The organism is Faecalibacterium sp. 7 (assembly GCF_049562865.1).
Taxonomy (GTDB): domain Bacteria; phylum Bacillota; class Clostridia; order Oscillospirales; family Ruminococcaceae; genus Faecalibacterium; species Faecalibacterium wellingii.
Genome location: NZ_CP186911.1, coordinates 2615902 through 2642409 on the forward strand (window position 1 = coordinate 2615902; position 26508 = coordinate 2642409).

The following is a 26508-nucleotide window of genomic DNA, read 5'->3' on the forward strand; positions in this document are numbered from 1 at the left end:
GCATATAAGCGGCTGTGAGCGCTTTTATTTTTTGTCCGAGTCTTTATCAGCCGCGTTATCTAGAACACTCTGGACGGTCGCTGTGGGGCGCTGTTGATATTCTGGTATCTTCGCTAAATCCTCAATAACTCCAAACGCCTTTTCTTGTCCCCGATCATTCATAGAGTGATAAACCGCAAGAAGTTTATTATCTTTTTCCGCGTTGTCCTTAATCATTTCTACTGCTTTATTAAGCGAATTTGAAAAGTTTTCTGACATCAATTCAAGCGGCAACATAAGATCGCCTGTGGTGATGTTTAATGCCGTTGCAATTCTTTTTCTTGTTTCAATTTTAGGAATAACTTTTCCTGATTCATATTTTCTAATCGCAGAATCCGCCATTCCACATTTTTCAGCAAGCTCTTTTTGCGTCATTCCTGCATCAAGACGAGCTTTTTTCAGAAGTTCACCTATTGTCATAAAATCACCCCTTTTACTATATCAGCTAACGTACAAAAAGTCCAGACCAAAAAGAATCTATTTCTCGCAGTTGACAGACCAATACTTATCTGTTATAATTCATGGTAGACCACATTTGGTCTATTTGGAGGTGATAGTCATGAAGATATCCAAAAGCAAGCTAACCCTTGCCCTTGCTCGCAAATGCTGGAATCAGCGCGATCTCCGCGACAACGCGGTTGTGTCAGCACAGACCACAGTGAGCATCAACAAAGGCAAAGATGTCATGCCCGCCACTGTGGGCAAAATTGCCCGTGCACTGGGCGTGGATGTGACCGATATCATCGAACAGGAGGAATAATGTGTATAGACCATTCAAACGGCTTCGTGTCCGTTTTGTCGAATGCGACATGAAGCAATCCGAAGTAGCAAAAGCGGCCGGTATGGCTTCTTCCACGCTCTGCGCCCGGATGCAAGGCAAGCAGCCATTCACCACATGGGAGATCTCCCGTGTAGCCGAAGTGCTGGACATTCCCCGCGACCAAATCGGGGCATTTTTCTTTGATGAAGAGCCAAGAAAGCGGGGTGCATGATGGCAAAAAGTTTCAAGTTCTTCGAGTCCTATCTTGAGGCAACCCGCACACTCAGCGTCAAAGATCGAGGAGATTTTCTCTTCGCAATCGCTCAGTATGGAATAAACGGCGAAGAAGTTTCTCTCAAAAAGTCGCTTCAACCCCTCTGGCTTTTAGTCAAACCCAACCTCGACAAGAGCCGAAAATATCAGGAGAGCGGCGAAAAAGGTGGAAGACCTAAAAAGCCCCCTTTGCAAAAATCGGAAACCCCTCTTTCTGAAAACGAAAAACCGGATATGGACATGGATAAGGATAAGGAAATGGAGGTGGAAGAGGATAAGGATAGGGAGATTTCCGCTGACGCGGCGAGCGCTTCTGCTCTTCCGACCTTCGATATCTTCGCCGACTTTTCCAACGGTGACAGCGAGCTGTTGCAAGCCCTTCGGGCCTATGACCAAATGCGCAGGGAAAAGCGCAAGACCTTAACTGACACCATGCGGCGCAGCCTGTGCCAGCAATTGGATGACGAGTTTCAGCCGTGCGAATGGGTGGAAATCGTCAAACAGGCCACCCGGCAAGGCTGGCTGAAGTTCTATCCACTAGATAAGGACAAGCCGACCACCACGCCACCGCTGGAGGAAAGCTCCAGCGACCAGTTGACCCGCATTCTGAACAATCTGAAAAACATGAACGGAGGTATCTGAAATGACCATTGAAAAACTGAAAGAACTGATGCAGACCCGCATGGACTACTTCGAGCAGCACCTTTCCGACGAAACTGCAACGGCTCAGCTGAAAGCCTACACGGCCAATCTGGGCACTGTGCCGGACGAGATTGCGGAAGCCGCGTTTTATGTAGCACTGGGCAAGTGCCGTTATCAGAAGCAGTTTCTCGCCGACTGGCAGGACGCTATCCGGGATATTCTGCGCAAGCGCCTTCCCTCTGATGCAGCCATGTGGAGCGAAGCTCTGAGCGCTGCTCACCGGATTTCCGACTGCTATGAAGTTCATGCAAACGGCGGCTATGCCGGAGAAGACAAGAGCGAGCGTTTGGAAGCCGCACAGCAGATTTTCGAGAGTCTGCCCGCTGTGGTTCAGCGCTGGGCAGGTTCGCCCCGTGAGCTGTGCAATCTGGTAAACCACAACACCAAAAGCGAACTGAACAAGTTCATTCGTCCCGGATTCAACAAGATGCTGGCAAATGCTTCATTGCAGGAGTTTCGGCAGCCTGAAGCGGTTCCTCAGCTGAAGCAGAACATCGCACCCGCCGCCCAGATCAGACCGGGAAGCAAGACCTCCTGACCCCTACATGACCGCGTAAAGAAAGCCGCTCTCACTGTTCCAGCAGCGAGGGCGGCAAATAGGCGGTATTTCGATTATCAGAGCCGATATACCGCCTCTAGTTTATCAAAAACGGAGGATTTTCGCAATGACTTTGTATCATTTTCAGTGTATCGCCCCGCTTCTGCTGTGGTGCCTAATCGGCGCTGTGGCCTGTTGGAAAAATGGCCTGATGTAAGGAGGATTCTATCATGTTGACTACTCTGAAATTCGCAAATCGCCCCATTCACCTGTTCTGCATCGCTAGCCGCAAGTATTATGTGACCCGCAGCAATGCGTTTTCCCAGTGTGGTGGTTTTGGGTTCGTAGACTCTCAAAAAGTGGCCGTCTTCGCGCCCACCGGAATGAGCTACCAGCAAGCGGCGCAGAAAGCCGCGCAGGAGATCGGCAAATGAAAATCAAGATCACTTTCACGACGGAAGAAAACGCCACAGCAGTGGCCACGCTGGACGCTCTGAGGCGGATGCACCCCACCGCTAGAGCACACGAAAACATTAACAACACCGGTGTTTCTGCCGCGTTTTTGACCGTTACAAATCCGAAAAAGCCGCATCACACCAAAGAAAACCGTTGACAATCCCCCCTCAGACGTTCTATAATGGAGCATAAGGCATAGAGTACCGCCGGAGAAAGTCCGGAGGCCATAAGGCACAGGGAAAACGCTTCGAGCGGTTCTCTGTGCTTTTTTATTTCACTGTACGGCTCAGGTATAGCCGGGAAAGGACGCAACCATGACCGAAACCACCACTGTGAACACCAACCAGCAGGAAACCACCACTCAGCCGGAGGGAAACGGCAGCACTGGCAAGGTGTTCACCCAAGAAGAAGTAAACAACATCGTCCGCGAACGATTGAATAGAGTAAAAGCAGGCGCAGCCGAACAGGACGAGCGTGCAACCGCTCTGGATGAGCGGGAAGCCGCCGTGCAGCAGCGTGAACAGGCCATGCAGCAGAAAGAGAGCCGCGCAGCCTGTGAAGATCATTGCAAGGCCAAAGGCTATGACACAGCTTTCCTTGACCTGCTGGACACGTCCGACCCGGAGAGGTTCACCGTGCTGTTGGACAAGCTGCACGAGACGGCAGCGGCAGATCTGAAAGCCCAGCAGGAAGCCGAACAGGCCACACAGGCAGAGCAGAGCGCCGCCCAGCGCCTTGAGCACATGGAGCTTGATAACGCCCTTGCACAGCAGGCCGCAGGACTGAAGTTTTCCAGCGAGAGCGCCCGCAAGGCATTTCTGACAGATGCCAAGGCCCAGAATTTTGCTATGAAGGACGGCGAGATTCTGGGCTTTGATGATTATGTCAAGGCTTTCAAAGAGAGTGATCCCAGCGCCATTCTGCCGGACGGCGGCATGGCACGTTTTTCCGCATCGGCTCCCGGTGCCCCGCTTTCCTCTGGCTTTCATGACGCGATCGCGGACGCATTCAAACCGAAAGGATGATTTGAATTATGGCAACCGTAGATTTGACTACTAAATTTCTGCCCAAGGTAGACGAACAGTTTACCGCTGAGAGCAAACGCAGCCTTGTAACCAATCAGGATTTCAAATGGGACGGCGCTGCAACTGTGCGCGTGTACAAGGTCAGCACCGGCAAGATGAACGACTATGCCCGCAATGGCGATCCCGCCACCGGCAGCCGCTTTGGTGAGGTGGAACAGCTCAACGCCACCACCTACCCGCTGACCATCGAGAAAGACCGCTCTTTCACCTTTGTCATTGATAAGCTGGACGAGGACGAAACGCAGCAGCAGCTTTCCGGTGCAACCGCTCTGGCCCGCCAGAACCGCGAGGTGGTTATCCCCGAAGTGGACGCGTACACCTACGGTGTTATGTGCACCAACGCAGGCACCAAGCCCGCAGCCGTGGAGCTGACTGCAGAAAACATCTATGATGAGATCTGCAAGGCCGGTGCCCTGATGGATGAAGCAGGCGTGCCCGAAACTGGCCGCGTGCTGGTCGTCACCCCGGAGATTTACCGTATCATGAAGAAGTGCAAGGAAATCGTCCTTGATACCGAGGTGGGCGAGGATATGCGCTTGCGTGGTGTGGTATCCAATTTGGACGGCGCAGCGGTGCAGAAGGTGCCCGCCAGCCGCCTGCCCTCTAAGTTTGGATTTATGCTGTGCCACCCCTGCGCAACCGTGGCCCCGCTGAAGCTGAAGGATTACCGCATCCACTCCGACCCGCCGGGCATTTCTGGCAGTCTGGTGGAGGGCCGCGTGGTGTATGACGCTTTCGTGCTTCAGAACAAGGCAAAGGCAATTTACTATCAGGCTACCACCTGATAAAGCATCATCCGGGCGCATGGGGCAACCTGTGCGCCCTTTTTGACAGGAGGCGAACCGAACCCATGACCGCAAAGAAACACCTGAAAATGACCAATCCGGGCGAGGTGCGCAGAGCCATGACCCGCGTTTCCAACATGGTCTTGAATGGCGAGATTGCCCCACAACAGGCAAACACCATCATATACGCCGGAAATGCCGTGTTAAGCTCCATCCGCGCCGATGAACAGGAACGGCGCTTGACGGAACTGGAAGCCAAATTGAACGAGCTGGAAGGTACAGGAAATGAAACGAATTGACGCTATCCAAAAACGTATCCTAGCGCTGATAGCCCAACGGGAAGCTGTCAAGGGTGCTCCGTTTTCCCGCTTCCTTCTTCATCTGGACGATGGCAGCACTGTGAAAACAGCCCCGCGATTCATCGAGGCATTGAGCAAGCTTGTTGAGCTTCTGGTTCATGAAAAGCACAGGGTTCTTTCGGTTGAACTGTCTGAAGGTTTTTGCAGTCCGAAAGAATCCGCCCTCTTTGAAAGTATCGCTCTGGGAGGTGTGCCGGTTTCTCCCGAACGGGCCGCACTGCTCCGGGAAGGTGATTCTTTCCCTTCTCCGCCGCAAAAGCCCTCAGAGAAGGCCGAAGAACCAGTGACGAACCACAATCTCATCTGAACCACAAAAAGGGGAGTATCACAATGGATGAACCACGCACAAATCACACTGATCAGCAATCCACAAACGCAGCTCTTGCCGCTCTCGCTGCATCTGGTAACAGCTTCGCACTAGGCCAACTCTGGGAGATCAACAAAAGTCTACTCCATAGTCTGTTTTGGCAATGGTACAACAAAAACAAATCCGTTGCCGATTCAGCCGGACTAACAATGGAAGATTTCGATCAAGAAGCGTTCTTCGCTGTTCAGGCTGCCGCCAAAGCCTACGACTCGGAAAAAGGTTCCTTTACAACTCTTCTAAGCTACTATGTGCAGTCTCAGATAAACCGCGCTGTGCTGGGAGAACATAGCTGCATCGAGATCACAGAAGAGGGCAAACGGGTAAGAAAATCTGCAAATCTTCTGAACAGTTGCACAAGTCTTGATGTACATCTGGACATCGACGATGAAAATACCACAGTTAGAAGCAATCTCATCGAAGACCCCGCAGCCTCTCAGGCATTCCAAAACGTCGAAGACAATAACTATACCGAGAAGCTACACAACGACTTAGAAAAAGCAATCGACACGCTCCCCCGTAGACAAGCTGATATTATCCGTCGTCACTATTTCGCCGAAACACCGCTTGCTGACATCGCTCGCGAAGATGGAATCAGCAGCAGTGCCGTACACACCAGCGAACGCGCGGCACTTTACACCTTATCAAAAAACAGAACCCTTCTCCGCTGGCATGACGAGATCATTTCAGAACGCGCATGGAATGGAACCGGCTTTTGTGCATGGAAAAGTCATGGCAGCGTTCAGGAACGCACCGTGGAATATCTGGAAGAGCAAATGCCGAAAATGGAACGCGAGTTGGAAGAACGAAGAGCCTTTCTTGAACGCATGATACAGCTCGCCCCTGAACACCGTGAAGCAATCGAAAGCACCTCTTTATACAAAGACGCATTCAAAAACGTGGTAAATAGTGTGGTATAAGCAAAGAAAAACACCTAGATTTTAGCGAATCTAGGTGCTTTTTACTGGTGGAGGCGATGGGAGTCGAACCCATGTCCGAAAAGAGTTCAGTGCAGGTATCTCCGGGTGCAGGCGATCTACAACATTCCCGCCGCGCCACGCCGATCGTCAGGCTAGCGCATTGGTAGCTTCATGAGTTCCTGCCGGTCCGCAAAGCTTAGGTCCGTTCAGGTGCTGTGTCTAAAGGACGCCCCGACCCCACACGACACAAGAGTGGGCGGAACGCGCAGCACTCAGGCTGCGAGCAACTGAGAATTGTTATTGTCAGTTAATTTTTTTGGAGGAGTTATAGAGCAGTTCCCCCACTGCTACCCGCTGCCCAGACCTCGCTCTCCCCGTCGAAACCTTTACGCCCCCTTATAAAGCACACCCTGCGGTGTGCAGAAAGCTTTGGAAAAGTTCCGCTTCAGGAAGCGGTCTGAAAGGATCAATAATACTTGCCGTTGGACTTCATGGCACGGTCAATGGAACGCTTTGCGTCGCGCTGTGCGGCGTCTGCACGCTTATCGTAGAGCTTTTTGCCTTTGCAAAGGCCCACTTCCATTTTTACGCGGCCATGCTTGAAATAAAGCGAGAGCGGCACAAGGGTGTAGCCCTGCAGCTTGCACTGCTGGTGCAGCCGCCGGATCTCACTTTTGTGTGCCAGCAGACGCCGGACACGCATGGGGTCCTGATTGAACATGTTTCCGTGGTCGTAGGGGCTGATATGCATTCCCTTCACCAGCAGCTCACCGTCTTCAATATCGACCCAGCTGTCTTTCAGGTTAACGCCTCCGGCACGCAGGCTTTTCACCTCTGTGCCCTTCAGCTCCACACCTGTTTCCAGCGCTTCCAGAACAAAATACTCGTGGCGCGCTTCACGGTTTGTGGCGATGGTTTTGGTCGCCGGACGCTCTTTGGTGGGTGCCATGCTGCGCGCCTCCTTTCTCCGTTTCTGTTGTATCAGTATACCATTTTTTCACGGTTTTGCAAGAGCTGTTTTTGAAGAAACTGTAAATTATTTCCAAATTACAGCTCGCCACGGCCAGAAAGTGCACGGTACAAGGTGGTCTCGTCTGTGTACTCCAGACTTGCACCTACCGGCAGACCGTAGGCCAGACGGGTGGTTTTGATGCCCAGCGGTTTGATGAGCTTTGCCAGATACATGGCAGTAGCCTCTCCTTCTACCGTCGGGTTCATGGCCATGATGACCTCTTTCACCTTGCCATCCCCCAAGCGGGCCAGAAGCTCCTTGACGCACAGCTGCTCTGCGGTAATGCCGTCCATCGGGCTGAGCAGGCCGTGCAGCACATGGTACAGGCCATGGTATTCCCGGGTGCGCTCAAATGCCTGAACATCGCGGGGCGTTTCCACCACACAGATGACAGAGGGATCCCGCTTGGCGCTGGCGCAGATGGGGCAAAGCTCTGCCTCCGTATAGTTCTGGCAGATGCGGCAGCGATGAAGCTTGGTGTGAGCACCCTGGATCGCACCTGCCAGAGCTGCAGCGTCTTCATCCGACATGCTCAGTACCTGATATGCCATACGGGTAGCACCCTTGCGCCCGATGCCCGGAAATTTGCTGAACTCTTCGATCAACTTTTCCAGCGGGGCTGCAGTATAGCCCATGTTCTTCCCTCCTGCCGGATCAGAGACCGGGGATGTTCATGCCGCCGGTCAGCTTGCCCATTTCAGCTTCGGCCGTTTCGTCCACCTGCTTGACGGTAGCATTGATGGCTGCAGCCACCATATCTTCCAGCATTTCAATATCATCCGGGTCCACAGCCTCCGGCTTGATGCTGATGGACAGCACCTCGTGCTTGCCATTCATCCTGACCGTGACCATTTCACCGGCAGCACTGCCAGTGTACTCAGCAGCTTCCAGTTCGGCCTGCTTTGCCTTCATGTCCTCCTGCATCTTCTGTGCCTGACGCATGAGGGCATTCATATCGGGGCGGCCAAAGCCTGCGGGCATTCTTGCTTTCATAGTTGGTTTACTCCTTTTATTTATTGACCCTCTCAGTCAAACCCTTCGGGAGAGCTGGCGCGCATGCGCCTGAGAGGGTTTTATTGCTTATGATCTCTTTTTTCTTGCGGAATCTTCAATGGACACATCCAGACCCAGCTTTTCCAGTGCCCGGAGAGACTGTTCCGCATTGGAAACAGCCTTGCCTGCCGTTTTGGGCTCATAGGGTCCGATAGGCACTGCCACGCCGGATACATTGGCGATCAGCTTTTTGATGAGCCGCTGGCTGTCCTTATTGGCACGGATAAAATCCCGGAAGGTCTTTCCGCCGTCGATCAGCACACGGGTACCGTCAAAATAGGCTTTTGACTTGCGCAGGTAGGTGTACAGCATGGGGTCTTTTTCCTGCAGCTGCTGCACCACCTGCTCCCAGTACGGGAAGGGAGCGATTCCCTCCTGTACTGTCTTATCGGACTTGCCGGGTACAGGGTCTGCCGTTTTTTCCTGCACCGGCGGGACAGACGGCTGCTGAACCGATTCCGGGGCAGCGGGCTGCTCCACCGATGCGGGTGGTTCCTCCCACGGCAAAGGAGATTCTGTCTGCTGCACCGGAGGTTCCTCGGGAAGCGGCAGTGTTTCCTCCGCCGGAGCAGGAGATATTTCTGCCTGTTCCGGCTCTACAGTCTGCGGTATGGATACAGCAGGCACCGCCGACTGCACCGGAACAGCTTCCCGGGGCTGCGCCGGTGTCGGTTCGGTGGTCGGAGCAGGCCGGGCCGGAGCACTTGCAAATGGCTGCGCCGCCGGTGCCGAAGCAAACGGCTGCACTACTGCAGGCTGAGCCGCCGCACGGGCAGGCACGGCCTGTACGGGTACCGCCTGCATCTGCTGAGGCGGCTCCGAAAGGCTGAACAAGGCAAGTTCCAGCTCAATGCGCTGGTCACTGCCGCGGGTCATGTGCTCCAGCGCACTGCCCAGAGCACGGATCGCACGGATGGCCTCCCGCTGTCCCAGCTGAGGGCCTTTTTCCAGATAAAGGGCTTCCTCTTCCGGCGAAACACCGGACAGCAGGGCCTGTCCGCCGGGCAGTGCCGCCAGCATCAGGGCACGGTAGTGGGCGATCAGCTCCTCTGTCAGGCGCTTGACGTCCACCGACTGCTGACGCAGCTGGGCAAGCTGTGCCAGTGCCGCAGCACCGTCCTGCGCTTCCAGCGCATCCGAAATACGGAACAAATAGCTGCGGTCGGTCACGCCGGCCATACGGCGCACCACATCTGCGTCGATCTTTGCCGTCACGCCGGCGCAGGTGTCCAGAATGGACAGTGCATCGCGCAGTGCGCCATCTGCCAAACGGGCGATCAGCTCGGCTCCGTCCGGGGTCAGCTCCAGCTTTTCCTCCCCTGCGATATACTCCACCCGGCGGGCAATGTCCTCCGGCCCGATGCGGGTAAAGTCATACCGCTGACAGCGGGACAGAATGGTGGCAGGCACCTTCTGGATCTCGGTCGTTGCCAGAATAAAGATGACATGGGCAGGCGGCTCTTCCAGTGTCTTGAGCAGTGCATTGAAGGCTGCTGTGGACAGCATGTGCACCTCATCGATAATGTATACCTTATATTTACAGGCACTGGGCGTGTAAGCAGTCTCATCGCGCAGGTCGCGGATATCATCCACGCCGTTGTTGGAGGCGGCATCCATTTCCACCACATCCAGAATGCTGCCATTGTCGATGCCCCTGCAGATCTCGCACTCGCCGCAGGGGTCGCCATTTACCGGATGCAGGCAGTTGACCGCCTTTGCAAAAATCTTAGCGCAGGTGGTTTTGCCGGTGCCGCGCACACCGGTGAACAGATAGGCGTGGCCCACACGGTTTGCCGTGATCTGATTTTTCAGAGCGGTGACGATGGCCCGCTGGCCCACTACATCTTCAAAACGCTGGGGTCTCCACTTGCGGTACAATGCGCGATACATGGTCTGTTCCCCCTTCCCGGCAAATCTGCAAACAAAAAGGACAGCGCACGACGGGGTTTTGTCCCCGCCTTGCGTAACTCGGCATACGGATGCAGGCTTACTGAAACGCACGAACGCACTGCTTAAGGCTGCTTGGTTCCCCACCTGACCTGGTTCACAGCGAATCCATCGTACAGGACCCGCATCCGTATGCCGAACCACGCAGCAGGCGCTGTCCGACACATTCATTGAATGCTAGGATATTGTACCATAAACGCAGGCAGATTGCAAGAGGGGCACGGCCGGTTTTTGCCGGTGCAAAAAAGCTGCGCCGGACGATTTAAAATGGCCTCCGCTGCGCTCTGGCCATTGTTCAGGGAATTGCATTTTAATATTTGAGGTTCCGAAACACCTGCGGGCGTTTCGGAACCTCTTTTTCACCGAAGGGGTCGCAACCGGAAACGGTATCTGAAACAATAGATGGTACTATTCTATCGCAAGACAAGATAAATCGGGTTATTTTTCTTCACGACTTCTCTCGTGAAAATGCCCAAAGCACTGCGGAGGGCATCCCAGATCGTTCTCACGCAAAAAAAGACTGCCGCACAAAAAAGTACGACAGTCTTTGAAAAGGCAGATGCTATTCAGCCGGTCGGCAGTTTAGGACTGGCAGGCAGTGATCAGGCTCATCTTGTAGACCTCGTCTGCGTTGCAGCCACGGGACAGGTCGTTGATGGGAGCGTTCAGGCCCTGCAGGATGGGGCCGTAAGCTGCGTAGCCGCCCAGACGCTGAGCGATCTTGTAGCCGATGTTGCCGGCCTCGATGCAGGGGAAGATGAAGGTGTTGGCCTGACCAGCCACCTTGCTGCCCTTGCACTTGACCTGTGCAACCTCGGGAGCAACGGCAGCGTCAAACTGCAGCTCGCCGTCCACAGCCAGCTCGGGGTCCATTTCCTGAGCCTTGATGACAGCGTCATGGCTCAGAGCGACCGTGCCGCCCTTGCCGGAGCCCTTGGTGGAGAAGCTCAGCACTGCAACCTTCGGGTCAATGCCGAACAGCTTTGCGGTCTTGGCAGTCTCAACAGCGACCTCAGCCAGCTTTGCAGCAGCAGAGACCTTGACCTCGCCGGTAGCCTTATCAACGGTATCGGTGTAGTCGATGTTCACGGCGCAGTCGCCCATGGCAATGCGCTTCAGGCCCTCTTCGCCGCAGTCGCGGTCCAGAATAAAGCAGGAGCTCACCAGATGTGCGCCCTTCTTGGTCTTGACCAGCTGCAGGGCGGGACGGATGGTATCGGCGGTGGAGTAGGTAGCGCCACCCAGCAGGCAGTCAGCCTTGCCCATCTTCACCAGCATGGTGCCAAAGTAGTTGGACTTTTTCAGCAGAGCAGTGCACTCCTCAGCGGTCTGCTTGCCCTTGCGCAGTTCCACCATGGTGTTGACCATCTCATCGAAGCCTGCGTAATTCTCAGGGTCGATGATCTCGGCAGCGGAAATATCAAAATTACCGGCGGCGGCAGCAGCCTTGCACTCAGCCTCGTTGCCCACCATGACGACCTTCAGCACGCCCTCAGCCAGCAGCTTTGCAGCAGCCTCCAGAATGCGGGGATCATTGCCCTCGGTGAAAACGATCGTCTTGGGATTTGCCTTCAGCTGTGCTACCAGCGGTGCAAACATATCAGCCATTGTGATTACCTCCGAATTAACTTTCCAATATTCGCATCCCGGCGTCTGTTGGACACAAGGATGCCTTTCTTCTTTATTCTAGCACACCCGGCAAAAAGTTCAAGACAAAATTGGCTTTTTGTGCTATTATTTTAGGAGAAAAAGCGTTTCTATTTGTGAATAAAATATCATACTGTTTCAAGAGGAGATCGTGTCATCATGGATTGGGAAACTTTGCGATCAGGCTGTCTGGCCTGCACACGCTGCGAGCTGTGCAAGACCCGCACCAACGTGGTGTTCGGTCAGGGTGTTGAAAATGCCGAAGTATTGTTTGTAGGCGAAGGCCCCGGCCAGAGCGAGGATGAGCAGGGCCTGCCTTTTGTGGGCCGCAGCGGCCAGCTGCTGGATCGATATCTGTTCGCCATCGATCTGGACCGCAGCCGGAACTGCTATATTGCCAACATCGTCAAATGCCGCCCGCCCCAGAACCGGGACCCGCTGCCCGCCGAGAGCGAGGCCTGCATGCCCTGGCTGCGGGAACAGTTCCGTCTACTGCGGCCAAAGATCGTGGTCTGCCTGGGCCGCATTGCCGCGCAGCGGATCGTCCGCCCGGACTTTTCGGTGACAAAGGAGCACGGGCAGTTCATCGAGAAGGGCGGCATCCTGTTCATGGGCACCTTCCACCCTGCTGCCCTGCTGCGTCAGCCGCAGAACAAGCCCACTGCTTTTGAGGATTTTGTCGCCCTGCGGGAGACCATTGAAAAGGTGTGTGACCATACCTATCAATAAGAACGAACCAAACCCTTCCCTTTTGCATACTGTAAAGCAAAAGAGAGGTGTTCAGTTATGGAAACCACACGGCACGATCCCATTGATTTTTTTCTGGGTGCGACCACACCCGCCGGGTTCAAGGGCTACTTTGAACCGCTGCGCCGCGAACCCGGGATGCAGATGTACCTGATCAAAAGCGGGCCGGGCTGCGGCAAATCCACTTTGATGAAGCGGCTGGCCCGTGCTGCAGAGCAGAACGGCCTGCTTACCCAGCGCATCCACTGTGCCAGCGACCCGGACAGTCTGGACGGCGTGATCCTGCCCGGGCAGCACCGGGCCATCGTGGACGCCACCGCGCCCCACGTGGTGGAACCGGATGCCCCGGGAGCGGATGAGGTGGTGGTGAGCCTGTATCATACCATCGATGCCGAAAAGCTGCATCTGCACACCGACGAGGTAAAAGCGCTGTTTGCCCGCAACGCCATCCTGCGCAGCCGGGCGGCGCGGTATATCGCTTCGGCGGGCAGTCTGCTTCTGGACAGCCGCCGGGCCGAGGCATGCAGTGCCAATTTTGACAAGGTGCGCCGCTACGTCAAGCGTTTGTGCGCCCGGGTGCTGCCGCGCACCGAGGGCACCGGCACCGAGGAGCTGCGGTTGCTCTCCGCCGTCACGCCCAAGGGTGAGGTATTCTATCAGGGCACCGTGCAGGCACTTGCCAGCAAGTTCATCGTGTTCCGGGACGATTACGGCGCAGTGTCGCGGCTTTTGCTGGAACTCATCCGCGCCGAAGCCCTGACCCGGGGCTACCACCTCATCACCTGCCCCTGCGCCATGCACCCGGATGACAAGATCGACCACATCCTCATCCCGGAGCTGAAGCTTGCCTTCCTCACGGACAATCGCTGGCATCCGGTGCAGCTGCCCGGCGTGCAGGCCGTGCGCTGCAGCCGCTTCCTTGACCGGGAAAATCTGGCCGGGTATCGTGCACGGCTGCGCTTCAACGAGCGCGCCGCTGCAGAATTGCTGGAACAGGCCAGTGCCCTGATGGCACAGGCCAAGAGCTGCCACGACGAGCTGGAGACCTACTACCGTGCAGCCGTGGATTTTGGCAAGGTGGATGCGGCAGCAAAAGAATGCATTAGAATGTTTGAATTGGATTAGCTTTTTTACGGAAAGAACATTTCAAAGCAAAGGAAGTGAACCGCCTTGTCCTCTATCCATCTGCCCATCCGCCAGCTGGTGGAGTTTCTGCTGCGCACCGGCAGCATCGATAGCCGTTTTACCGGCTTTGACCGCGCACTGGAAGGTGCACGCATCCACCGCAAGCTGCAAAAAGCGGCCGGAGAGGACTATCAGGCCGAGGTGTTTCTCTCTGCCGAGCGGCAGGCAGAGGGGCTCACGTTCCTTCTGGAAGGACGTGCGGACGGCATTTTTACCGACGGTTCCGGCACGACGGTCATTGACGAGATCAAGACCACCGCTGTCCCCTATGAAGCGATCACCGAGGATATGAACCCCTGCCACTGGGCGCAGGGCATGGTATACGGTGCCATTTACTGTTCCCGGCAAAGCCTGCCGGAGTTGAACGTCCAGCTGACCTATTATCAGATCGATACGGATCAGATCATCCGCTTTGTGCGTCACTTTTCCGCACCGGAGCTGGAGCAGTTTCTGCACAAACTTCTTTGTCAGTACGCACCATGGGCACGGCGGCAGCTGGACTGGGCGGCAAGGCGCAGCCAGAGCCTTGCCGCTTTGCCGTTTCCTTTTGCGCAGTACCGCCCCGGGCAGCGGGCACTGGCGGGGGAATTCTACCGCGCCTGCCGCACCGGAAGGGATGCCGACCACAAAGGCGGCAGCCGTCTGTTCTGTCAGGCACCCACCGGCATCGGCAAGACCATGAGCGTCCTCTTCCCCGCTCTGCGGGCCATGGGTGAGGGCAGCGGCGAAAAGCTTTTTTACCTCACCGCCCGCAATACGACTCAGGCCGCAGCCGAGGATGCCATTGCCCGGCTGCGCACTGCCGCGCCGGAGCTTGCGCTGCGCAGCGTGACCCTGACCGCCAAGGAAAAGGTCTGTCTTCACCCGGACCCGGAAGGACATCCTGCCTGTCTGCCGGAGCTCTGTCCCTATGCCAACGGCTACTATGATCGCATCAAAGATGCCCTGTCCGCACTGCTGGACGATACCGGCAGCTTTGACCGCGCCGCGCTGGCCGGGGCGGCAAAGCGTTTTTCGGTGTGTCCCTTTGAGCTGGGGCTGGACCTGAGCGAATGGTGCGATGTGGTGATCGGTGACTATAATTATCTGTTCGACCCCGTCGTACACCTGAAGCGGTTCTTTGATGCTTCCGGCGACTGGCTGTTCCTGATCGACGAGGCACACAATCTTCCGGACCGGGCCAGAGCCATGTACTCTGCACGCTTTTTCAAAAGCAGTCTGACCGAGGCAAAACGCGCCCTCAGTAAAGGAAAAAGCTCCCTCCGGACCGCGCTGACCCGCGCAGACCGGGCGTTTCTGGATATCCGGAAAGCCTGCGTGCGTCTGGCACCGCGCCGCGGCCAGACCGGCGCACCGGAAACCGACACCGCTCAGACCACTCTTCTGCCGTCTTTGCAGGACCCTGTGCCGGAACTGCCCGAGCCGCTGTATGCACAGGACGGCACCGTGTTTTTGCAGGAGCTTCCGTCTGCCCTGCTCAGCCCTCTGCGGGCGGTGCAGGCTCCCTTGCAGGATTGGCTGGAAGCGAACCCGGACGCGGATGCTCACACGCAGCTGTTGGAGCTTTATTTTGCGGTGCAGGATATCCTCCGCTCTTCCGAACGGTACGACAGCCATTTTGTCACCCAGCTGACTGCCCGCGGCAGTGAGCTGGAACTGCAGCTGTTGTGTCTGGACCCGGCGCCCTTTGTGGAGGCCAGCCTTTCCGCCGGGCGCTGTGCAGCCCTGTTCAGTGCAACGCTCACCCCGCCCAGCTATTATCGTGGCGTGCTGGGCTGTGCGGATGCCCGGGCCGTGGCGCTGCCCAGCCCCTTCCCCGCCGAAAATCTCGGTCTTTACTGCATGGCAAATATCTCCACCCGCTACCGCGACCGGGAAACCAGTGTGCAGGCCGTTTCGGATGCACTGGCCCGGCTGACCAGCGGAAAAGCCGGCAACTATCTGGCGTTTTTTCCAAGTTACACCTATCTCCGGCAGGTATATGAAGATTTTGCAGCGCGCCACCCGGACGTCCGCACGCTTGTGCAGGAGAGCGGCGCAGACGATGCTGCCCGGGCAGAATTTCTTGCACAATTTGTGCCGAAGCCAAAAGAAACTCTGCTGGGTTTTGGGGTGCTGGGCGGTGTTTTTGGCGAAGGTGTGGATCTTGCAGGTGACCGGCTCATCGGGTGTGCGATCGTGGGGGTCGGTCTGCCGCAGGTGAACCCCCAGCAGGAAATGCTGCGCCGCTATTACGATGCACAAAACGGCTCCGGATTCGACTATGCCTACCGCTATCCCGGCATGAACAAGGTGCTGCAGGCCGCCGGGCGGGTCATCCGCACACCGGAGGACAGGGGTGTGGTGCTTTTGCTGGACGACCGCTTTGCCCGGCCGGATTACGCCCGGCTGTTCCCGCCGCACTGGCAGCACATCCGGTATCTGCACAGTGCCGAGGAGCTTGGTCAGGCACTGCAGGATTTCTGGCAGAAATAGCCGCAGACAAAAACCACCGCCTTTCCGATCTTCTGATCGGTCCGGCGGTGGTAATATTTTTTCTTATTTGCGACGGCCCGGCATCATTTCTGGTGCTGCAGCGTTTCCCAGGGCGGCATCTCGCTGCGCAGCTTTTCCCACATGGGCATTGCCGTACCGGTCTGCCTGCGCAGAGCCTCAAAGGCCTCGTCCAGATATTTCATTTCGGACACCGCGTTCATTGCGTGGTCTGATGCACACAAACGGCCCAGCGGCGTTTTTGCCATCACGAGCACCATGGCTTCCACCTGACGGCGGCCTGCAGAACCCGGCTTGTAAACATCCGTGTTTTCCTTGTCATTCACCGGGATGCCGGCATCCTTGAGCATCAGGCAGGCTTCATAGGCGGCATCGATCATCGCTCCGCGCTGCTGTCGGGTGGCGCGGGTCAGATCTCCATTGCAGGCGTAACAGACATAGCACACCGGCAGGATAAAGGCAATGTGACACTTGAGCCACTCGTCCATATCACTGTAGAAGGTAAGCTTATATTTCGTGCCGTCAAAGGCAGTCTTGAGCCGGATGCGGAACGCACCGGACAGCGGTGCTGTTGCGCCGCCCACCGTCATGCCCACCCCGACGTGAGCGCTGACCACGCGGTCATGTTCCCGGTGTCCTGCGGAGTTCTGGAAGCCGAATGCGATCTTATCAGCCGGACGCTGCATGTACTCCAAGACCTGCTTTGCATGAGGGTCGTTGCCCACGAACACAAAGTACTGGCTCCTGTTCGCCTTGAGCACAGGCAGCACATCCGGCAGCTGCCCTGCCTGCACCACCACAAAAACAAGGTCATAAAAGTCATCCGGCGGAAGGACATCAATGGTCTTTACACGTTCTGTGGTTGTTCTGCGCTGCGCCCAGTGGCGGATGACCAGACCTTTCTGGTCGATCATCTCCTTCCACTCACCGCGTGCAAGCAGCGTTACAACGTTCTTTTTGTTCTGCAGCAGCACATGTGTCAGCTCACAGCCCAAAACGCCCGCACCATAAACCAGGATCCTCATACCGATACGCCTCCCTTGATGTTTGATAGGGTCTGCTTATTTTTTCAAGAACGAGAAAAAGCCTTTTTTCTCGTAAGGTGCACTCTTTACGCCTTTGACCTCGTAACCGGTGGCATTGATGGCATCCCGCAGCTTCTGTTCATCCAGCGGCTGCTCCGAGTGAATCACGGTCTGCCCTTTGGCCTGCGAGGATGCGACCTTTTTCGCCTCCGGAAAGGCCTTGCGCACAGCTTCGTTGACATGGCTCTCGCACATGCCGCACATCATACCATCTACTTTTACGATCGTTTCAATCATTTTATTCCCCTCCAGATGTCCTGCGCACACCGGCCCACAGGTATCCGCTCTGTTAGGAAATACTAACCGCCATTTCAAACAAAACGCCGCCGAGAACTGCCCCGGCAGCGGTGCGGAGCGGTTCCCTTTCTGCTGTCGGGTCTGCTCAGAAAAATGCACGCATGGTTTCTTGCCTTCATCATATCACACCGGTCGGATAAATGCAAGATAAAAATACCCCGCACCGGTGTCCTGTCTGTGTCAGTATTCAATGCCCTTCCGGGCCGCGATGCCCTTCTGGTACGGGTGGCGGCAGCACTTCATCTCGGTCACATAGTCCGCAGCATCCAGCATCCACTGCGGAGCGGCATGAGCGGTCAGGACACACTCCTGTGCTGCAGGCCGGGCCAGCACAGCTTTTTGCAGCAGGGCCTTATCCACCATATCCAGTTCCCACGCACTGCCCGCTTCGTCCAGCACCAGAAGATCGGCGTCTTCGGTCATAGCAGCAGCAAGGTTCCGGTTTTGCAGATCGCGGGTGGCGGCCTTTTCTGCTTCGTTCATCTGGAACACGAATTTCTGCCCGGCCTTGCCCCGGTAGATCTTTGCGCCCAGCTGCTCCAGCAGCGGGATCTCGCCGCTCTGTCCTCCCTTGAGAAACTGCAGGACCACCACCTTTTTTCCGCTGCCCAGCGCCCGCAGCGCAAGGCCCATGGCAGCGGTGGTCTTGCCCTTGCCGTCGCCGTAATATAGATGTAACAGCCCTGTACGCTCCATGGTCATTTCTCCTTTTTGTCTTTGCGTTTATGGTAACACAAACTCTGCAAAAAAGAAAGAGGAAGCACCCGAAGGCGCTTCCTCTTTCAAACAGAGCGATATTTACTGATACAGCGGGAAGTCCTGAGTCAGCTTCAGCACACGGTCGCTGATCTCGTCCTTCTTTTCGTCATAATGCCAGATGCAGTCGGCAATGCAGTCCGCAATGACCTTCATTTCGGCCACGCCCATGCCGCGGGTGGTGACAGCCGGCGTGCCCAGACGCACGCCGGAAGTCACAAAGGGGCTGCGGGTCTCGCCGGGAACGGTGTTTTTGTTGGCGGTGATGTGCACACTGTCCAGACGTGCTTCCAGTTCCTTGCCGGTGCACTCCTCGTCGCGCAGGTCAATGAGCATCAGGTGGTTGTCGGTGCCGCCGGATACCAGCTTGACGCCGCGAGCCTGCAGCGCATCTGCCAGAGCCTTTGCATTTTCCACGATCTTACGGGCATACTCCTTGAACTCAGGCTTCAGCGCCTCGCCAAAGCAGACAGCCTTTGCAGCGATGACATGCTCCAGCGGGCCGCCCTGCGTGCCGGGGAACACAGCGGAGTTGATGCGCTTTGCAAGGATCGGGTTGTTGGTCAGGATCAGGCCGCCGCGGGGGCCGCGCAGGGTCTTGTGGGTGGTGGTGGTCACAACATCTGCATAGGGCACGGGGCTCTGGTGATAGCCGCCTGCCACCAGACCGGCAATATGGGCCATATCCACCATCAGATATGCACCATAGCCGTGGGCGATCTCAGCGATCTTTTCAAAGTCGATGGCACGCGGATAGGCGGATGCACCGGCCACGATCAGCTTGGGGCGGACCTTCCTGACCTGCTTTTCCAGCTCGGCGTAATCGATCACGCCGTCGGCGTTGACACCGTAAGAGACGAAGTTATAGTTCTTGCCGGACATGTTCACCGGAGAGCCGTGGGTCAGATGACCACCCTGAGACAGATCCATGCCCATGACGGTATCGCCCAGATCCAGCAGAGCAAAATAAACTGCCAGATTGGCCTGTGCACCGGAGTGCGGCTGAACATTGGCATATTTTGCGCCGAACAGTTTGCAGGCGCGCTCAATGGCGATGTTCTCCACCTCGTCCACATAGACGCAGCCGCCATAGTAGCGCTTGCCGGGCAGGCCCTCAGCGTACTTGTTGGTCAGGATGCTGCCCATTGCGGCCATGACGGCGGGAGAGACGATGTTCTCGCTGGCGATCAGTTCAATGTTCTGGCGCTGACGGTTCAGCTCGCGATCCATGGCTGCAGCCAGCTCCGGATCAACGGTATTGACCAGACCGATGGTGTCCATCATTTCATTGTACATAATATTCTACCCCTCTCAATTTCCGGAGAAAGCCCCGGATCTCTTCAAGCCACCCTGCTCCGCGCACGAACCGAATTGCTTTCTCTTATCATAGCAGAAAGCTGCAGAATCTTCAACTTCCATTTTGACAAAAGGCTTGCTTTTTTCATCTGAAGTGTTTATTATACTTGTATAAAAATGCAATGTTGTTTTTGTATATTTTTCAGGTCAGTCAACCTTCCGATGAAGCGAGGTGTTCTCCGGTGACGGTCAGTGAACAAAAGCAGGCACAGCGCCGGGCAGGCCGTACCGCACGCAGGGCGCTTTCTGCCCAGGCACGCGCCGCAGCAAATGCAGCCCTGTGTGCGAACCTCTGGCAGCTGGATGCCGTACAGAATGCGCAGACCATCCTGCTGTACGCGGCGTTTGGTTCCGAAGCCGACCTTTCTGCCTTTGCGGAAAAGGCGCAGGCGCAAGGCAAAACGCTGGCCTATCCGGTGTGCGGCGAGGCGTATTCCCTTACCGCCGCTGTGCCCGGCCCAGACGGCTGGGAGGTGGGACAGTACGGCATCCGCACCCCCATCCTGAGCCGGTCGGAGTCCTGCTGCCGGAAGCGCTGGATCTGGTCCTTGTGCCCTGCACGGCTTTTGATGCAGACTGCTTCCGGGTCGGCATGGGCAAGGGTTATTACGACCGCTTTCTTCCCCGCTGCACCCATGCGGGAAAAATCGGCATTGCATTTGAAGCGCAGCGGGTCGCCCATGCCGCCGTGGACAGGCACGACCAGCGGCTGGACGCCTATGTAACAGAGAGAGGTATTTACCAATGGAAATGATAAAGCAGAGCTGTGAGCAGTTTCTGGCAGAACTGGCCGGCAAAGCGCCCACGCCGGGCGGCGGCGGCACAGCGGCACTGGTGGGTGCCGCCGGTGTAGCACTGGGCACCATGGTGGGCAGCCTGACCATCGGCAAAAAGAAATATGCCGCTGTGGAAGCGGACATTCAGGCCCTGAATGCCCGGGCTGAAGTCCTGCGCAAAGAGCTGGAAGCTCTGGTGCAGGCCGACGCGGAGGCCTTTGCGCCGCTGGCCGCAGCCTATGGCCTGCCGAAAGACACGCCGGAACAGGCTGCACACAAAGCCGCCGTGCTGGAAAGCGCACTGGACGCCGCCTGTGCGGTGCCGCTGCAGATGATGGAAAAATGCGCTGAGGGCATTGTGCTGGCGGAAGAATACGCCGCCAAGGGCAGCGTGATGGCCGTCTCGGACGCAGGCTGCGCAGCCGCTCTGTGCAAGGCAGCCCTGCAGGCCGCAAGCCTGAATGTGTTCATCAACACAAAGCTGATGACAGACCGTGCGCATGCTGCGGAACTGGACGCAAAAGCGGATAAATTGCTGGGTGAATTTGTACCGAAAGCAGATGCCGTGTTTGCATCGGTGACGGAGAAATTACGGATGCGGTGACCTACGGTCGAAGGCAGGAAGCTTTCTCCGCGAACAGCCCGGGACTCCAGTCCCGCCCCAACGCTTACGCGCCGGGGCCCCACCCCCAGGACATTCGCTGGAGAAACTTCCTGCCCTCCGACCTGAGAAGCTGCTTTTACTATCAATCATCGAGAGAGGAAAAGTATTATGGCAACGATTTTAAAAGGTGCGCCGGTTGTGGCCGCCATGAACGAGCGCAACGCTGCATTGTGCGAGCAGCTCAAGGCAAAAGGCGTCGTGCCCACGCTGGCCGTAGTTCGTGTGGGCGAACGGGAGGACGATCTCTCCTACGAGCGCGGCGTGATCGCCCGCTGCGGCAAGGTCGGCGTGGAGGTAAAGCAGTTTCTGCTGCCCGCCGATGCCTCTCAGGACGAGCTGCTGAAGGTGATTGCAGAGATCAACGCAGAGGATGCCATCCACGGTTGTCTGCTGTTCCGTCCCCTGCCCAAACAGTTTGACGACCGCACTGTGCGTGCGGCTCTGGCTCCGGAAAAGGACATTGACGGCATCACGGACGGTTCGCTGGCCGGAGTATTCACCAATACCGACCTCGGCTACGCCCCCTGCACTGCGCAGGCCTGCCTTGAGATCCTGAAGTATTACAATATTCCGCTTTCCGGCAGGCGTGCTGTCGTAGTGGGACGCAGCCTTGTGGTGGGCAAGCCCGCCGCCATGATGCTGGATCGCGAGAACGCCACTGTGACCATCTGCAATTCCCGTACCCGGGATCTTCCCGTCCTGTGCAGAGAAGCCGATGTGGTCGTGGTCGCCATGGGCAAAATGGGTGCCGTGGGTGCCGACTGCCTGCGGGAGGGCCAGACCGTGGTGGATGTGGGCATCCATGTGAACGAAGAGGGCAAGCTGTGCGGTGACGTGAAGTTTGCCGAAGCTGAACCCATCGTGGATGCCATTACCCCTGTGCCCGGCGGCGTTGGCACTGTGACCACCTCGGTGCTGGTGGGCCACGTGGTGCAGGCCGCAGCCAAAAAGGCCGGGCTGTAACGAATATAAAAATAAAAGACGCTTGATCCACTGCTGTATGCTTCCCTGCCGGGGAAACATATTCAGACAAGACCAAGCGTCTTTTTTATTGCTATATTTTAGCCGCGGACAAGGAACAGCAGCAGGGCCGACGCCACGCACTGCAGGATCAGCCAGCGGGCCACCACCTGTTCGTCGCTCCAGCCTTTGTTCTTGCGCACATGGTCGTGCAGCGGAGTGCGGGTGTTCTTGAGGATCGAAATATGCAGGAAGCGCTTCAGGCTGATCTTGATAATGCCCAGACTTCCATCCACGATGAACACGATGGCTGCCAGCAGGAAGGCAAAGGGGTGGCCGCACTTGAGCGACAGCATTGCAATGAAAAAGCCCATGGCGCGGCTTCCGGCGTCGCCCATCAGCAGGCTGGAAGGCTTTGCGTTGGACCACAGATAGGCCAGCAGTGCGCCCATAAACACAACGCCTGCGGTGCCGTACTCGGCCAGCTCTGTTTTATAGGCCAGCAGGTAGGTGCCGATGGTCACGACTGCCACGCTGGCAGACAGACCGTCCACGCCGTCGGTGCAGTTGACCACATTGATGCTGGCCCAGATCAGAATGACGATGAGCAGCAGGTACACTGCATACGGCAGGGTGAAGCTCCACTGCAAAAAGTACACACCGCAGCCGTTGAAGTTCAGGTAAGTGGCACCGGCTACAATGGCGATCACAAAATCGATCAGGCCTTTTTTGTACTCATTCCACGCGGTCTCTGCCGCATCGTCAAAGTAACCGGACAGCATGGACGCAATGAGCAGCACGGTGTAGATGACATACTCTACCTTGAAGGGCAGGAAGGCCATCGACACCAGCGCGATGCACAGCACGAAGATCAGGCCGGAGCCGCGGGCCTTGCCCTTGGAAAGTGCACCATTCACCGCAAACTCGCGGCCATGGTCATGGGGGAGCCTGTCATGAAAAACGGAATCCATCAGAGCCGTGAGAGCAAATGCCAGCAGAAATGCCAGAGCATCCACGCCGCGCTGTCCCACGACCGAAAGCAGCAGTTCGATCATATTCAAAGTTCCTCTTTCTTTTATTCTTACTGTGAAAGAAGTGTATCACGCTCCCCGTAAAAAATCAATCACTCACAGCGAAAAATGTGTCTTTGATTGACTTTTGCCGTGCCTGCACTTATAATAGTGTATTGGTTTGTCAAATTTTGCTGTTTGGGCTGTTGCTTGCTTTCCGGGCTTCTATTCGTGAAAAAGCGTTTGGAGCGGGCCGCAGCCCACGGCAAACGCAAACTATAAAAATTTATTTTCCGCTGAATATGGCAAAGCGTATGCGGCGCCATTTTTAATGTGTAATCAGGATAAGGAGAACCAATGACCATTTCCCTTGAGCAGCTCTCGGCGCAGATGCGCCGGGGCGAACAGGTACCGCTGCGGCACACCATGCAGGTGGTGCTGACCCTGAGCATTCCGTCCATCCTGCAGCAGATCGTGGTAACAGCGGTGGAATACATCGACGCAGCCATGGTAGGCCACATCGGTGCATCGGCTACAGCCTCCATCGGCATCGTCAGCTCCAGCACCTGGCTCATGCATGGGATGCTGGCCGGTCTGTACATGTCCTTTGCCATTCAGGTGGCGCAGTATCTGGGGGCCGACCGGCAGGCAGACGCCCGCGGTGTGCTGCGCCAGTCTATGATCTTCAACCTTGCAGTGGGCCTTGCGGCAGCCGCCTTTGGCATCGGCATCAGCCGGTTTCTGCCCGGATGGCTGGGGGCAGACCCGTCCCTGCGGGCGGATGCATCGGCTTATTTTGCCATCTGGTCTGCTTCCCTGCCCTTTTTGATGGTCATGGGCACCTATTCCTCTATGCTGCGTTCCTGCGGCGACGCCCTGACGCCGGGCCTGATCAGCGTATTGACCTGCGTGCTGGATGTGATCTTCAACTTCTTCCTCATCAACCCCACCCGGCAAATGACGGTGCTGGGCCGCACCATGACCGTGTGGGGCCTCGGCTGGGGCGTGCCGGGCGCGGCGCTGGGCACCGCCTTTGCCACTGCCATCAGCGGCACGCTGACGCTGGCACTGCTGCTGCTCCGCGATGGCCCGCTGTGCATCCGCAAGCCCGGCTCCTGGCAGATCACCAGAGCCTGCCTGCAGAACCTCTGGAAGGTGGGCACGCCGCTGGCCGCCGAACGCGCGGCCCTTTCCTCCGCACAGGTGCTGCTCATCCGCATCGTGTCCGGCCTTGGCACCACTGCCATTGCGGCCAACAGTCTGGGGGTGAGCGCCGAAAGTCTGTGCTATATGGCAGGCTACGGCATTCAGGATGCCGCCCTTGCACTGGTCGGTCAGGCTGTAGGCGCAAACCGCCGGGATATGTCCAGACGTTTTGCATGGCTGTGCACCTGCATGGGCATAGGCATCATGGCTCTGACCGGTGCAGGCATGTATCTGTTTGCGCCCAATCTGATGGGCATCTTCACCGCAGACACCGCAGTTATTGCACTGGGTGCGCAGGTGCTGCGGATCGAAGCTCTGGCTGAGCCCATGTTCGGAGCCAGCATCGTTGCCAGCGGTGCCATGCAGGGCGCCGGCGACAGTGCCGGGTGCTTTGTGCTGAACCTCGTCAGCATGTGGGGCATCCGGCTCACCCTTGCCACCCTGCTGGCCCCGCGTTTTGGGCTGGTGGGCGTGTGGTTTGCCATGAGCTTTGAGCTGACCATGCGCGGTGTGCTGTTCCTTGTGCGGCTGGCACGCGGCAAATGGCTGGACAAGGGCGCACTGGCGTAAACGATTTGGAATGCGCTCCGCGCATAAGAATAAGGAATTTTATGATAAATTCAGAGAGCCGGAAAGTCTGCGGACTTTCCGGCTCTCTCTTTTCACAGGGGAAGGTCGCAACCGCAAACTGCATTGCGCCGCAGCAGCCCTTTCCTGTAAAAAAGTGGTTCGGAACTGCCCGCGGGCGGTTCTGAACCACAAATATACTATAACTATTCTTTCGCTTGAATATGGCCAGAGCGAACGCGGCGGCCATTCAAAATCGTTCTCTGTCCTGTACAGGCAGCAGCTCACTTGCGGCCGTGCAGGATGGGAGACAGCGGCTTGTAGATCAGCAGGCACAGTGCTGCGTCCAGCAGGCCCTTGACCAGCGTAAAGGGCATATTGAAGATGACCAGACACTTGATGAGGCTGTCTGCGGAGGGCAGGATTGCCTGATACATGCCAAGGATCGCCTCCAGCGGCATATGGTAGAAGGTGACATAGGCCGGATAGGTAATAAAGTAGTTGGACGGTACGCTGAACACAGCCATGGCTGCAGCGCCTGCAATAGCACCAATGATGGCGGTCTTGCGGCTCTTGTGGTGCTTATAGACAACGCCTGCCACAGCGGAGAAAACCGCACCCAGCATGAAGTTGCACAGCTCGCCCACGCATGCGGTGGAAGTTCCCTTGATGACGATGTGCAGCAGGTTCTTCATAAAGCTGATGACCACGCCGTACACCGGGCCAAGTGCGAATGCGCCCAGCAGAGCGGGCAGGTCAGAGAAGTCCATCTTGACGAAGGACGGGATGAGCATCGGGATGGGAAACTCAATGAACATCAGGATAAAGGCCACCGCGCTGAGCATGGCGGCAACGGTAAGATTGTGGGTCGTGTTCTTTTTCATGGCTATGATTCCTTCCCGGGCAAAAGGCCCTGTAAAAATGTTCCGAAAGCTCTTTTCGTATCGCAGAAGCTGTTCCCATAAGCATTGCACACCGCCTGAGCGTCTTTGTCATTCGGTACGCCCTGCTCATGAAAGCAGTTTCTTATTTTGGAACGGGAAGGACAAACAGAAAAGCACCCTGCTGCAACAAAAAACACTGCAACAGGGCGCGTAGACAACAATTTGCCTGCCGTTTCTTACATCCGGACTATACCGTTGGTCCCGGAATCACACCGGGTCAGCACCCACAAAAGGTGGTCGCGGACTTGGAGATCTCTCATTGTCATTGCGCGCCGTTTGAACTTTTTGTTCCTTTGGCACGCTCCGGCAACGAAAGCAGCTTCCTTACCGCCAGTGGGGAATCACACCCCGCCCTGAAACGAACTTTCTGGCACAGAGTATAGCGTGCCGGCCCCGGCTTGTCAAGAGGGAACTTTTTGATTTGTATATTTTTTATCAAAGTATTCCTTTTTTGTTTTCCTCTCGGCCTTGCTCCGGCGGGTGTGATATGATATCATGGATGCGCTGTAAAAATTCAGGAGG

At 56.4% G+C, this 26508-nt stretch carries 29 protein-coding genes, 2 other RNA genes, 1 pseudogene and 1 riboswitch; of the genes and pseudogenes, 18 read left to right on the forward strand and 14 right to left on the reverse strand.

The window, feature by feature from the left end; genetic code table 11:
- Positions 1–24: 24 nt before the first annotated feature.
- The gene (locus ACKXF7_RS12975) at positions 25–459 is read right to left on the reverse strand and encodes a helix-turn-helix transcriptional regulator (protein ID WP_348583621.1); all 435 of its coding nucleotides are present in this window, start codon (positions 457–459) and stop codon (positions 25–27) included.
- A gap of 139 nt (positions 460–598) precedes the next feature.
- Here ACKXF7_RS12975 and ACKXF7_RS12980 point away from each other — a divergent pair, with 139 nt between their 5' ends.
- The 11 genes from ACKXF7_RS12980 (at position 599) to ACKXF7_RS13030 (ending at position 6281) form a co-directional block, all read left to right on the forward strand.
- Positions 599–799: a helix-turn-helix domain-containing protein gene (locus ACKXF7_RS12980; protein WP_348583622.1), complete on the forward strand. Its 201-nt coding sequence runs from the start codon at positions 599–601 to the stop codon at positions 797–799.
- A gap of 1 nt (position 800) precedes the next feature.
- On the forward strand, positions 801–1031 hold the full coding sequence (locus ACKXF7_RS12985) for a DUF739 family protein (RefSeq protein ID WP_348583623.1): 231 nt from the start codon (positions 801–803) through the stop codon (positions 1029–1031).
- Positions 1028–1714: a DUF6291 domain-containing protein gene (locus ACKXF7_RS12990; protein ID WP_348583624.1), complete on the forward strand. Its 687-nt coding sequence runs from the start codon at positions 1028–1030 to the stop codon at positions 1712–1714. Before ACKXF7_RS12985 ends, ACKXF7_RS12990 begins: the two co-directional genes overlap by 4 nt.
- A gap of 1 nt (position 1715) precedes the next feature.
- Positions 1716–2312, forward strand: coding sequence for a hypothetical protein (locus tag ACKXF7_RS12995; protein WP_348583625.1), 597 nt, complete (start codon positions 1716–1718; stop codon positions 2310–2312).
- A 230-nt stretch (positions 2313–2542) separates the two neighbouring features.
- Positions 2543–2746, forward strand: coding sequence for a hypothetical protein (locus ACKXF7_RS13000; RefSeq protein WP_348583626.1), 204 nt, complete (start codon positions 2543–2545; stop codon positions 2744–2746).
- On the forward strand, positions 2743–2925 hold the full coding sequence (locus ACKXF7_RS13005) for a hypothetical protein (RefSeq protein WP_348583627.1): 183 nt from the start codon (positions 2743–2745) through the stop codon (positions 2923–2925). The genes ACKXF7_RS13000 and ACKXF7_RS13005 overlap by 4 nt, the downstream gene beginning before the upstream one ends.
- Positions 2926–3082: 157 nt before the next feature.
- Positions 3083–3793, forward strand: coding sequence for a hypothetical protein (locus ACKXF7_RS13010; RefSeq protein WP_348583628.1), 711 nt, complete (start codon positions 3083–3085; stop codon positions 3791–3793).
- Positions 3794–3801: 8 nt separating this feature from the next.
- On the forward strand, positions 3802–4638 hold the full coding sequence (locus tag ACKXF7_RS13015) for a hypothetical protein (RefSeq protein ID WP_423741532.1): 837 nt from the start codon (positions 3802–3804) through the stop codon (positions 4636–4638).
- Positions 4639–4703: 65 nt separating this feature from the next.
- Positions 4704–4937, forward strand: coding sequence for a hypothetical protein (locus ACKXF7_RS13020; RefSeq protein ID WP_348583630.1), 234 nt, complete (start codon positions 4704–4706; stop codon positions 4935–4937).
- Complete coding sequence (locus tag ACKXF7_RS13025) at positions 4924–5304, forward strand: hypothetical protein (protein ID WP_348583631.1); 381 nt, start codon at positions 4924–4926, stop codon at positions 5302–5304. Before ACKXF7_RS13020 ends, ACKXF7_RS13025 begins: the two co-directional genes overlap by 14 nt.
- Before the next feature lie 23 nt (positions 5305–5327).
- Positions 5328–6281, forward strand: coding sequence for a sigma-70 family RNA polymerase sigma factor (locus ACKXF7_RS13030; RefSeq protein WP_423741533.1), 954 nt, complete (start codon positions 5328–5330; stop codon positions 6279–6281).
- Between the two features lie 45 nt (positions 6282–6326).
- On the opposite strand, the gene ssrA is transcribed toward ACKXF7_RS13030, so the two are convergent.
- The 7 genes from ssrA to pta form a co-directional block, all read right to left on the reverse strand.
- Positions 6327–6677, reverse strand: a transfer-messenger RNA (tmRNA) gene (gene ssrA, locus ACKXF7_RS13035).
- 70 nt (positions 6678–6747) lie between these two features.
- Complete coding sequence (gene smpB, locus ACKXF7_RS13040) at positions 6748–7230, reverse strand: SsrA-binding protein SmpB (RefSeq protein ID WP_005941729.1); 483 nt, start codon at positions 7228–7230, stop codon at positions 6748–6750.
- Positions 7231–7328: 98 nt separating this feature from the next.
- The gene (gene recR, locus ACKXF7_RS13045; RefSeq protein ID WP_423741534.1) at positions 7329–7928 is read right to left on the reverse strand and encodes a recombination mediator RecR; all 600 of its coding nucleotides are present in this window, start codon (positions 7926–7928) and stop codon (positions 7329–7331) included.
- Between the two features lie 19 nt (positions 7929–7947).
- Positions 7948–8286 carry a YbaB/EbfC family nucleoid-associated protein gene (locus tag ACKXF7_RS13050; protein WP_249238577.1) on the reverse strand — a complete coding sequence of 113 codons (339 nt, stop codon included), beginning with the start codon at positions 8284–8286 and terminating at the stop codon, positions 7948–7950.
- An 87-nt stretch (positions 8287–8373) separates the two neighbouring features.
- The gene (gene dnaX, locus ACKXF7_RS13055; protein ID WP_423741535.1) at positions 8374–10236 is read right to left on the reverse strand and encodes a DNA polymerase III subunit gamma/tau; all 1863 of its coding nucleotides are present in this window, start codon (positions 10234–10236) and stop codon (positions 8374–8376) included.
- Between the two features lie 86 nt (positions 10237–10322).
- Positions 10323–10421, reverse strand: an RNA gene (ffs, locus tag ACKXF7_RS13060) — signal recognition particle sRNA small type.
- Between the two features lie 454 nt (positions 10422–10875).
- The gene (gene pta / locus ACKXF7_RS13065; protein WP_418266323.1) at positions 10876–11901 is read right to left on the reverse strand and encodes a phosphate acetyltransferase; all 1026 of its coding nucleotides are present in this window, start codon (positions 11899–11901) and stop codon (positions 10876–10878) included.
- Positions 11902–12099: 198 nt separating this feature from the next.
- Between pta and ACKXF7_RS13070 the strand changes: the two genes are divergently transcribed.
- From ACKXF7_RS13070 to ACKXF7_RS13080, 3 genes are read left to right on the forward strand one after another with little or no spacing between them, the layout of a single operon-like run.
- A complete protein-coding gene (locus tag ACKXF7_RS13070; RefSeq protein WP_423741536.1) occupies positions 12100–12669 on the forward strand; it encodes a uracil-DNA glycosylase in 570 nt (189 codons plus the stop codon).
- 57 nt (positions 12670–12726) lie between these two features.
- Positions 12727–13812 (forward strand): hypothetical protein, encoded by a 1086-nt coding sequence (locus tag ACKXF7_RS13075; protein WP_423741537.1) that lies wholly within the window; start codon positions 12727–12729, stop codon positions 13810–13812.
- Positions 13813–13857: 45 nt separating this feature from the next.
- The gene (locus ACKXF7_RS13080) at positions 13858–16347 is read left to right on the forward strand and encodes an ATP-dependent DNA helicase (RefSeq protein WP_423741538.1); all 2490 of its coding nucleotides are present in this window, start codon (positions 13858–13860) and stop codon (positions 16345–16347) included.
- 83 nt (positions 16348–16430) lie between these two features.
- Here ACKXF7_RS13080 and ACKXF7_RS13085 read toward each other — a convergent pair whose 3' ends face one another.
- The 4 genes from ACKXF7_RS13085 to glyA all read right to left on the reverse strand — a co-directional run bounded on the left by ACKXF7_RS13085 (position 16431) and on the right by glyA (position 19799).
- Positions 16431–17390, reverse strand: a complete 960-nt coding sequence (locus ACKXF7_RS13085) for a ketopantoate reductase family protein (RefSeq protein ID WP_423741539.1) — start codon at positions 17388–17390, stop codon at positions 16431–16433.
- Positions 17391–17426: 36 nt separating this feature from the next.
- Complete coding sequence (locus ACKXF7_RS13090) at positions 17427–17687, reverse strand: heavy-metal-associated domain-containing protein (protein ID WP_418266326.1); 261 nt, start codon at positions 17685–17687, stop codon at positions 17427–17429.
- 240 nt (positions 17688–17927) lie between these two features.
- Positions 17928–18443 (reverse strand): cob(I)yrinic acid a,c-diamide adenosyltransferase, encoded by a 516-nt coding sequence (locus ACKXF7_RS13095; RefSeq protein WP_339394742.1) that lies wholly within the window; start codon positions 18441–18443, stop codon positions 17928–17930.
- Between the two features lie 102 nt (positions 18444–18545).
- Complete coding sequence (glyA, locus tag ACKXF7_RS13100) at positions 18546–19799, reverse strand: serine hydroxymethyltransferase (RefSeq protein WP_249238567.1); 1254 nt, start codon at positions 19797–19799, stop codon at positions 18546–18548.
- A 182-nt stretch (positions 19800–19981) separates the two neighbouring features.
- On the opposite strand from glyA, the pseudogene ACKXF7_RS13105 reads away from it, so the two are divergent.
- The 3 genes and pseudogenes from ACKXF7_RS13105 to ACKXF7_RS13115 all read left to right on the forward strand — a co-directional run bounded on the left by ACKXF7_RS13105 (position 19982) and on the right by ACKXF7_RS13115 (position 22262).
- A pseudogene (locus tag ACKXF7_RS13105) lies at positions 19982–20613 on the forward strand (5-formyltetrahydrofolate cyclo-ligase).
- Positions 20604–21239: a cyclodeaminase/cyclohydrolase family protein gene (locus ACKXF7_RS13110; RefSeq protein WP_423741540.1), complete on the forward strand. Its 636-nt coding sequence runs from the start codon at positions 20604–20606 to the stop codon at positions 21237–21239. The pseudogene ACKXF7_RS13105 and the gene ACKXF7_RS13110 overlap by 10 nt, the downstream one beginning before the upstream one ends.
- A gap of 168 nt (positions 21240–21407) precedes the next feature.
- Complete coding sequence (locus ACKXF7_RS13115) at positions 21408–22262, forward strand: bifunctional 5,10-methylenetetrahydrofolate dehydrogenase/5,10-methenyltetrahydrofolate cyclohydrolase (protein ID WP_423741541.1); 855 nt, start codon at positions 21408–21410, stop codon at positions 22260–22262.
- 98 nt (positions 22263–22360) lie between these two features.
- Here the strand turns inward: ACKXF7_RS13115 and ACKXF7_RS13120 are convergent, their stop codons facing one another.
- Positions 22361–23314, reverse strand: coding sequence for a phospho-N-acetylmuramoyl-pentapeptide-transferase (locus tag ACKXF7_RS13120; RefSeq protein WP_423741542.1), 954 nt, complete (start codon positions 23312–23314; stop codon positions 22361–22363).
- Positions 23315–23626: 312 nt separating this feature from the next.
- Here ACKXF7_RS13120 and ACKXF7_RS13125 point away from each other — a divergent pair, with 312 nt between their 5' ends.
- Positions 23627–25045, forward strand: coding sequence for an MATE family efflux transporter (locus tag ACKXF7_RS13125; protein ID WP_423741543.1), 1419 nt, complete (start codon positions 23627–23629; stop codon positions 25043–25045).
- A 281-nt stretch (positions 25046–25326) separates the two neighbouring features.
- Here the strand turns inward: ACKXF7_RS13125 and ACKXF7_RS13130 are convergent, their stop codons facing one another.
- Positions 25327–25926 (reverse strand): ECF transporter S component, encoded by a 600-nt coding sequence (locus ACKXF7_RS13130; protein ID WP_249238561.1) that lies wholly within the window; start codon positions 25924–25926, stop codon positions 25327–25329.
- 226 nt (positions 25927–26152) lie between these two features.
- A riboswitch (FMN riboswitch) is annotated at positions 26153–26351 on the reverse strand.
- Positions 26352–26508 lie beyond the last annotated feature (157 nt).

Coding starts and splice junctions, on each gene's coding strand:
- ACKXF7_RS13070 (WP_423741536.1), top strand. CDS start 12,100: ATGGATTGGGAAACTTTGCGATCAGGCTGTCTGGCCTGCACACGCTGC.
- dnaX (WP_423741535.1), bottom strand. CDS start 10,236: ATGTATCGCGCATTGTACCGCAAGTGGAGACCCCAGCGTTTTGAAGAT.
- ACKXF7_RS13010 (WP_348583628.1), top strand. CDS start 3,083: ATGACCGAAACCACCACTGTGAACACCAACCAGCAGGAAACCACCACT.
- ACKXF7_RS13005 (WP_348583627.1), top strand. CDS start 2,743: ATGAAAATCAAGATCACTTTCACGACGGAAGAAAACGCCACAGCAGTG.
- ACKXF7_RS13075 (WP_423741537.1), top strand. CDS start 12,727: ATGGAAACCACACGGCACGATCCCATTGATTTTTTTCTGGGTGCGACC.
- ACKXF7_RS12995 (WP_348583625.1), top strand. CDS start 1,716: ATGACCATTGAAAAACTGAAAGAACTGATGCAGACCCGCATGGACTAC.
- ACKXF7_RS13110 (WP_423741540.1), top strand. CDS start 20,604: ATGGAAATGATAAAGCAGAGCTGTGAGCAGTTTCTGGCAGAACTGGCC.
- ACKXF7_RS12980 (WP_348583622.1), top strand. CDS start 599: ATGAAGATATCCAAAAGCAAGCTAACCCTTGCCCTTGCTCGCAAATGC.
- ACKXF7_RS13000 (WP_348583626.1), top strand. CDS start 2,543: ATGTTGACTACTCTGAAATTCGCAAATCGCCCCATTCACCTGTTCTGC.
- smpB (WP_005941729.1), bottom strand. CDS start 7,230: ATGGCACCCACCAAAGAGCGTCCGGCGACCAAAACCATCGCCACAAAC.
- ACKXF7_RS13085 (WP_423741539.1), bottom strand. CDS start 17,390: ATGAGGATCCTGGTTTATGGTGCGGGCGTTTTGGGCTGTGAGCTGACA.
- ACKXF7_RS13125 (WP_423741543.1), top strand. CDS start 23,627: ATGACCATTTCCCTTGAGCAGCTCTCGGCGCAGATGCGCCGGGGCGAA.
- ACKXF7_RS12975 (WP_348583621.1), bottom strand. CDS start 459: ATGACAATAGGTGAACTTCTGAAAAAAGCTCGTCTTGATGCAGGAATG.
- ACKXF7_RS13050 (WP_249238577.1), bottom strand. CDS start 8,286: ATGAAAGCAAGAATGCCCGCAGGCTTTGGCCGCCCCGATATGAATGCC.
- pta (WP_418266323.1), bottom strand. CDS start 11,901: ATGGCTGATATGTTTGCACCGCTGGTAGCACAGCTGAAGGCAAATCCC.
- ACKXF7_RS13095 (WP_339394742.1), bottom strand. CDS start 18,443: ATGGAGCGTACAGGGCTGTTACATCTATATTACGGCGACGGCAAGGGC.
- ACKXF7_RS13120 (WP_423741542.1), bottom strand. CDS start 23,314: ATGATCGAACTGCTGCTTTCGGTCGTGGGACAGCGCGGCGTGGATGCT.
- ACKXF7_RS13090 (WP_418266326.1), bottom strand. CDS start 17,687: ATGATTGAAACGATCGTAAAAGTAGATGGTATGATGTGCGGCATGTGC.
- ACKXF7_RS13025 (WP_348583631.1), top strand. CDS start 4,924: ATGAAACGAATTGACGCTATCCAAAAACGTATCCTAGCGCTGATAGCC.
- ACKXF7_RS13030 (WP_423741533.1), top strand. CDS start 5,328: ATGGATGAACCACGCACAAATCACACTGATCAGCAATCCACAAACGCA.
- recR (WP_423741534.1), bottom strand. CDS start 7,928: ATGGGCTATACTGCAGCCCCGCTGGAAAAGTTGATCGAAGAGTTCAGC.
- ACKXF7_RS13130 (WP_249238561.1), bottom strand. CDS start 25,926: ATGAAAAAGAACACGACCCACAATCTTACCGTTGCCGCCATGCTCAGC.
- ACKXF7_RS13020 (WP_348583630.1), top strand. CDS start 4,704: ATGACCGCAAAGAAACACCTGAAAATGACCAATCCGGGCGAGGTGCGC.
- glyA (WP_249238567.1), bottom strand. CDS start 19,799: ATGTACAATGAAATGATGGACACCATCGGTCTGGTCAATACCGTTGAT.
- ACKXF7_RS12990 (WP_348583624.1), top strand. CDS start 1,028: ATGATGGCAAAAAGTTTCAAGTTCTTCGAGTCCTATCTTGAGGCAACC.
- ACKXF7_RS13015 (WP_423741532.1), top strand. CDS start 3,802: ATGGCAACCGTAGATTTGACTACTAAATTTCTGCCCAAGGTAGACGAA.
- ACKXF7_RS13115 (WP_423741541.1), top strand. CDS start 21,408: ATGGCAACGATTTTAAAAGGTGCGCCGGTTGTGGCCGCCATGAACGAG.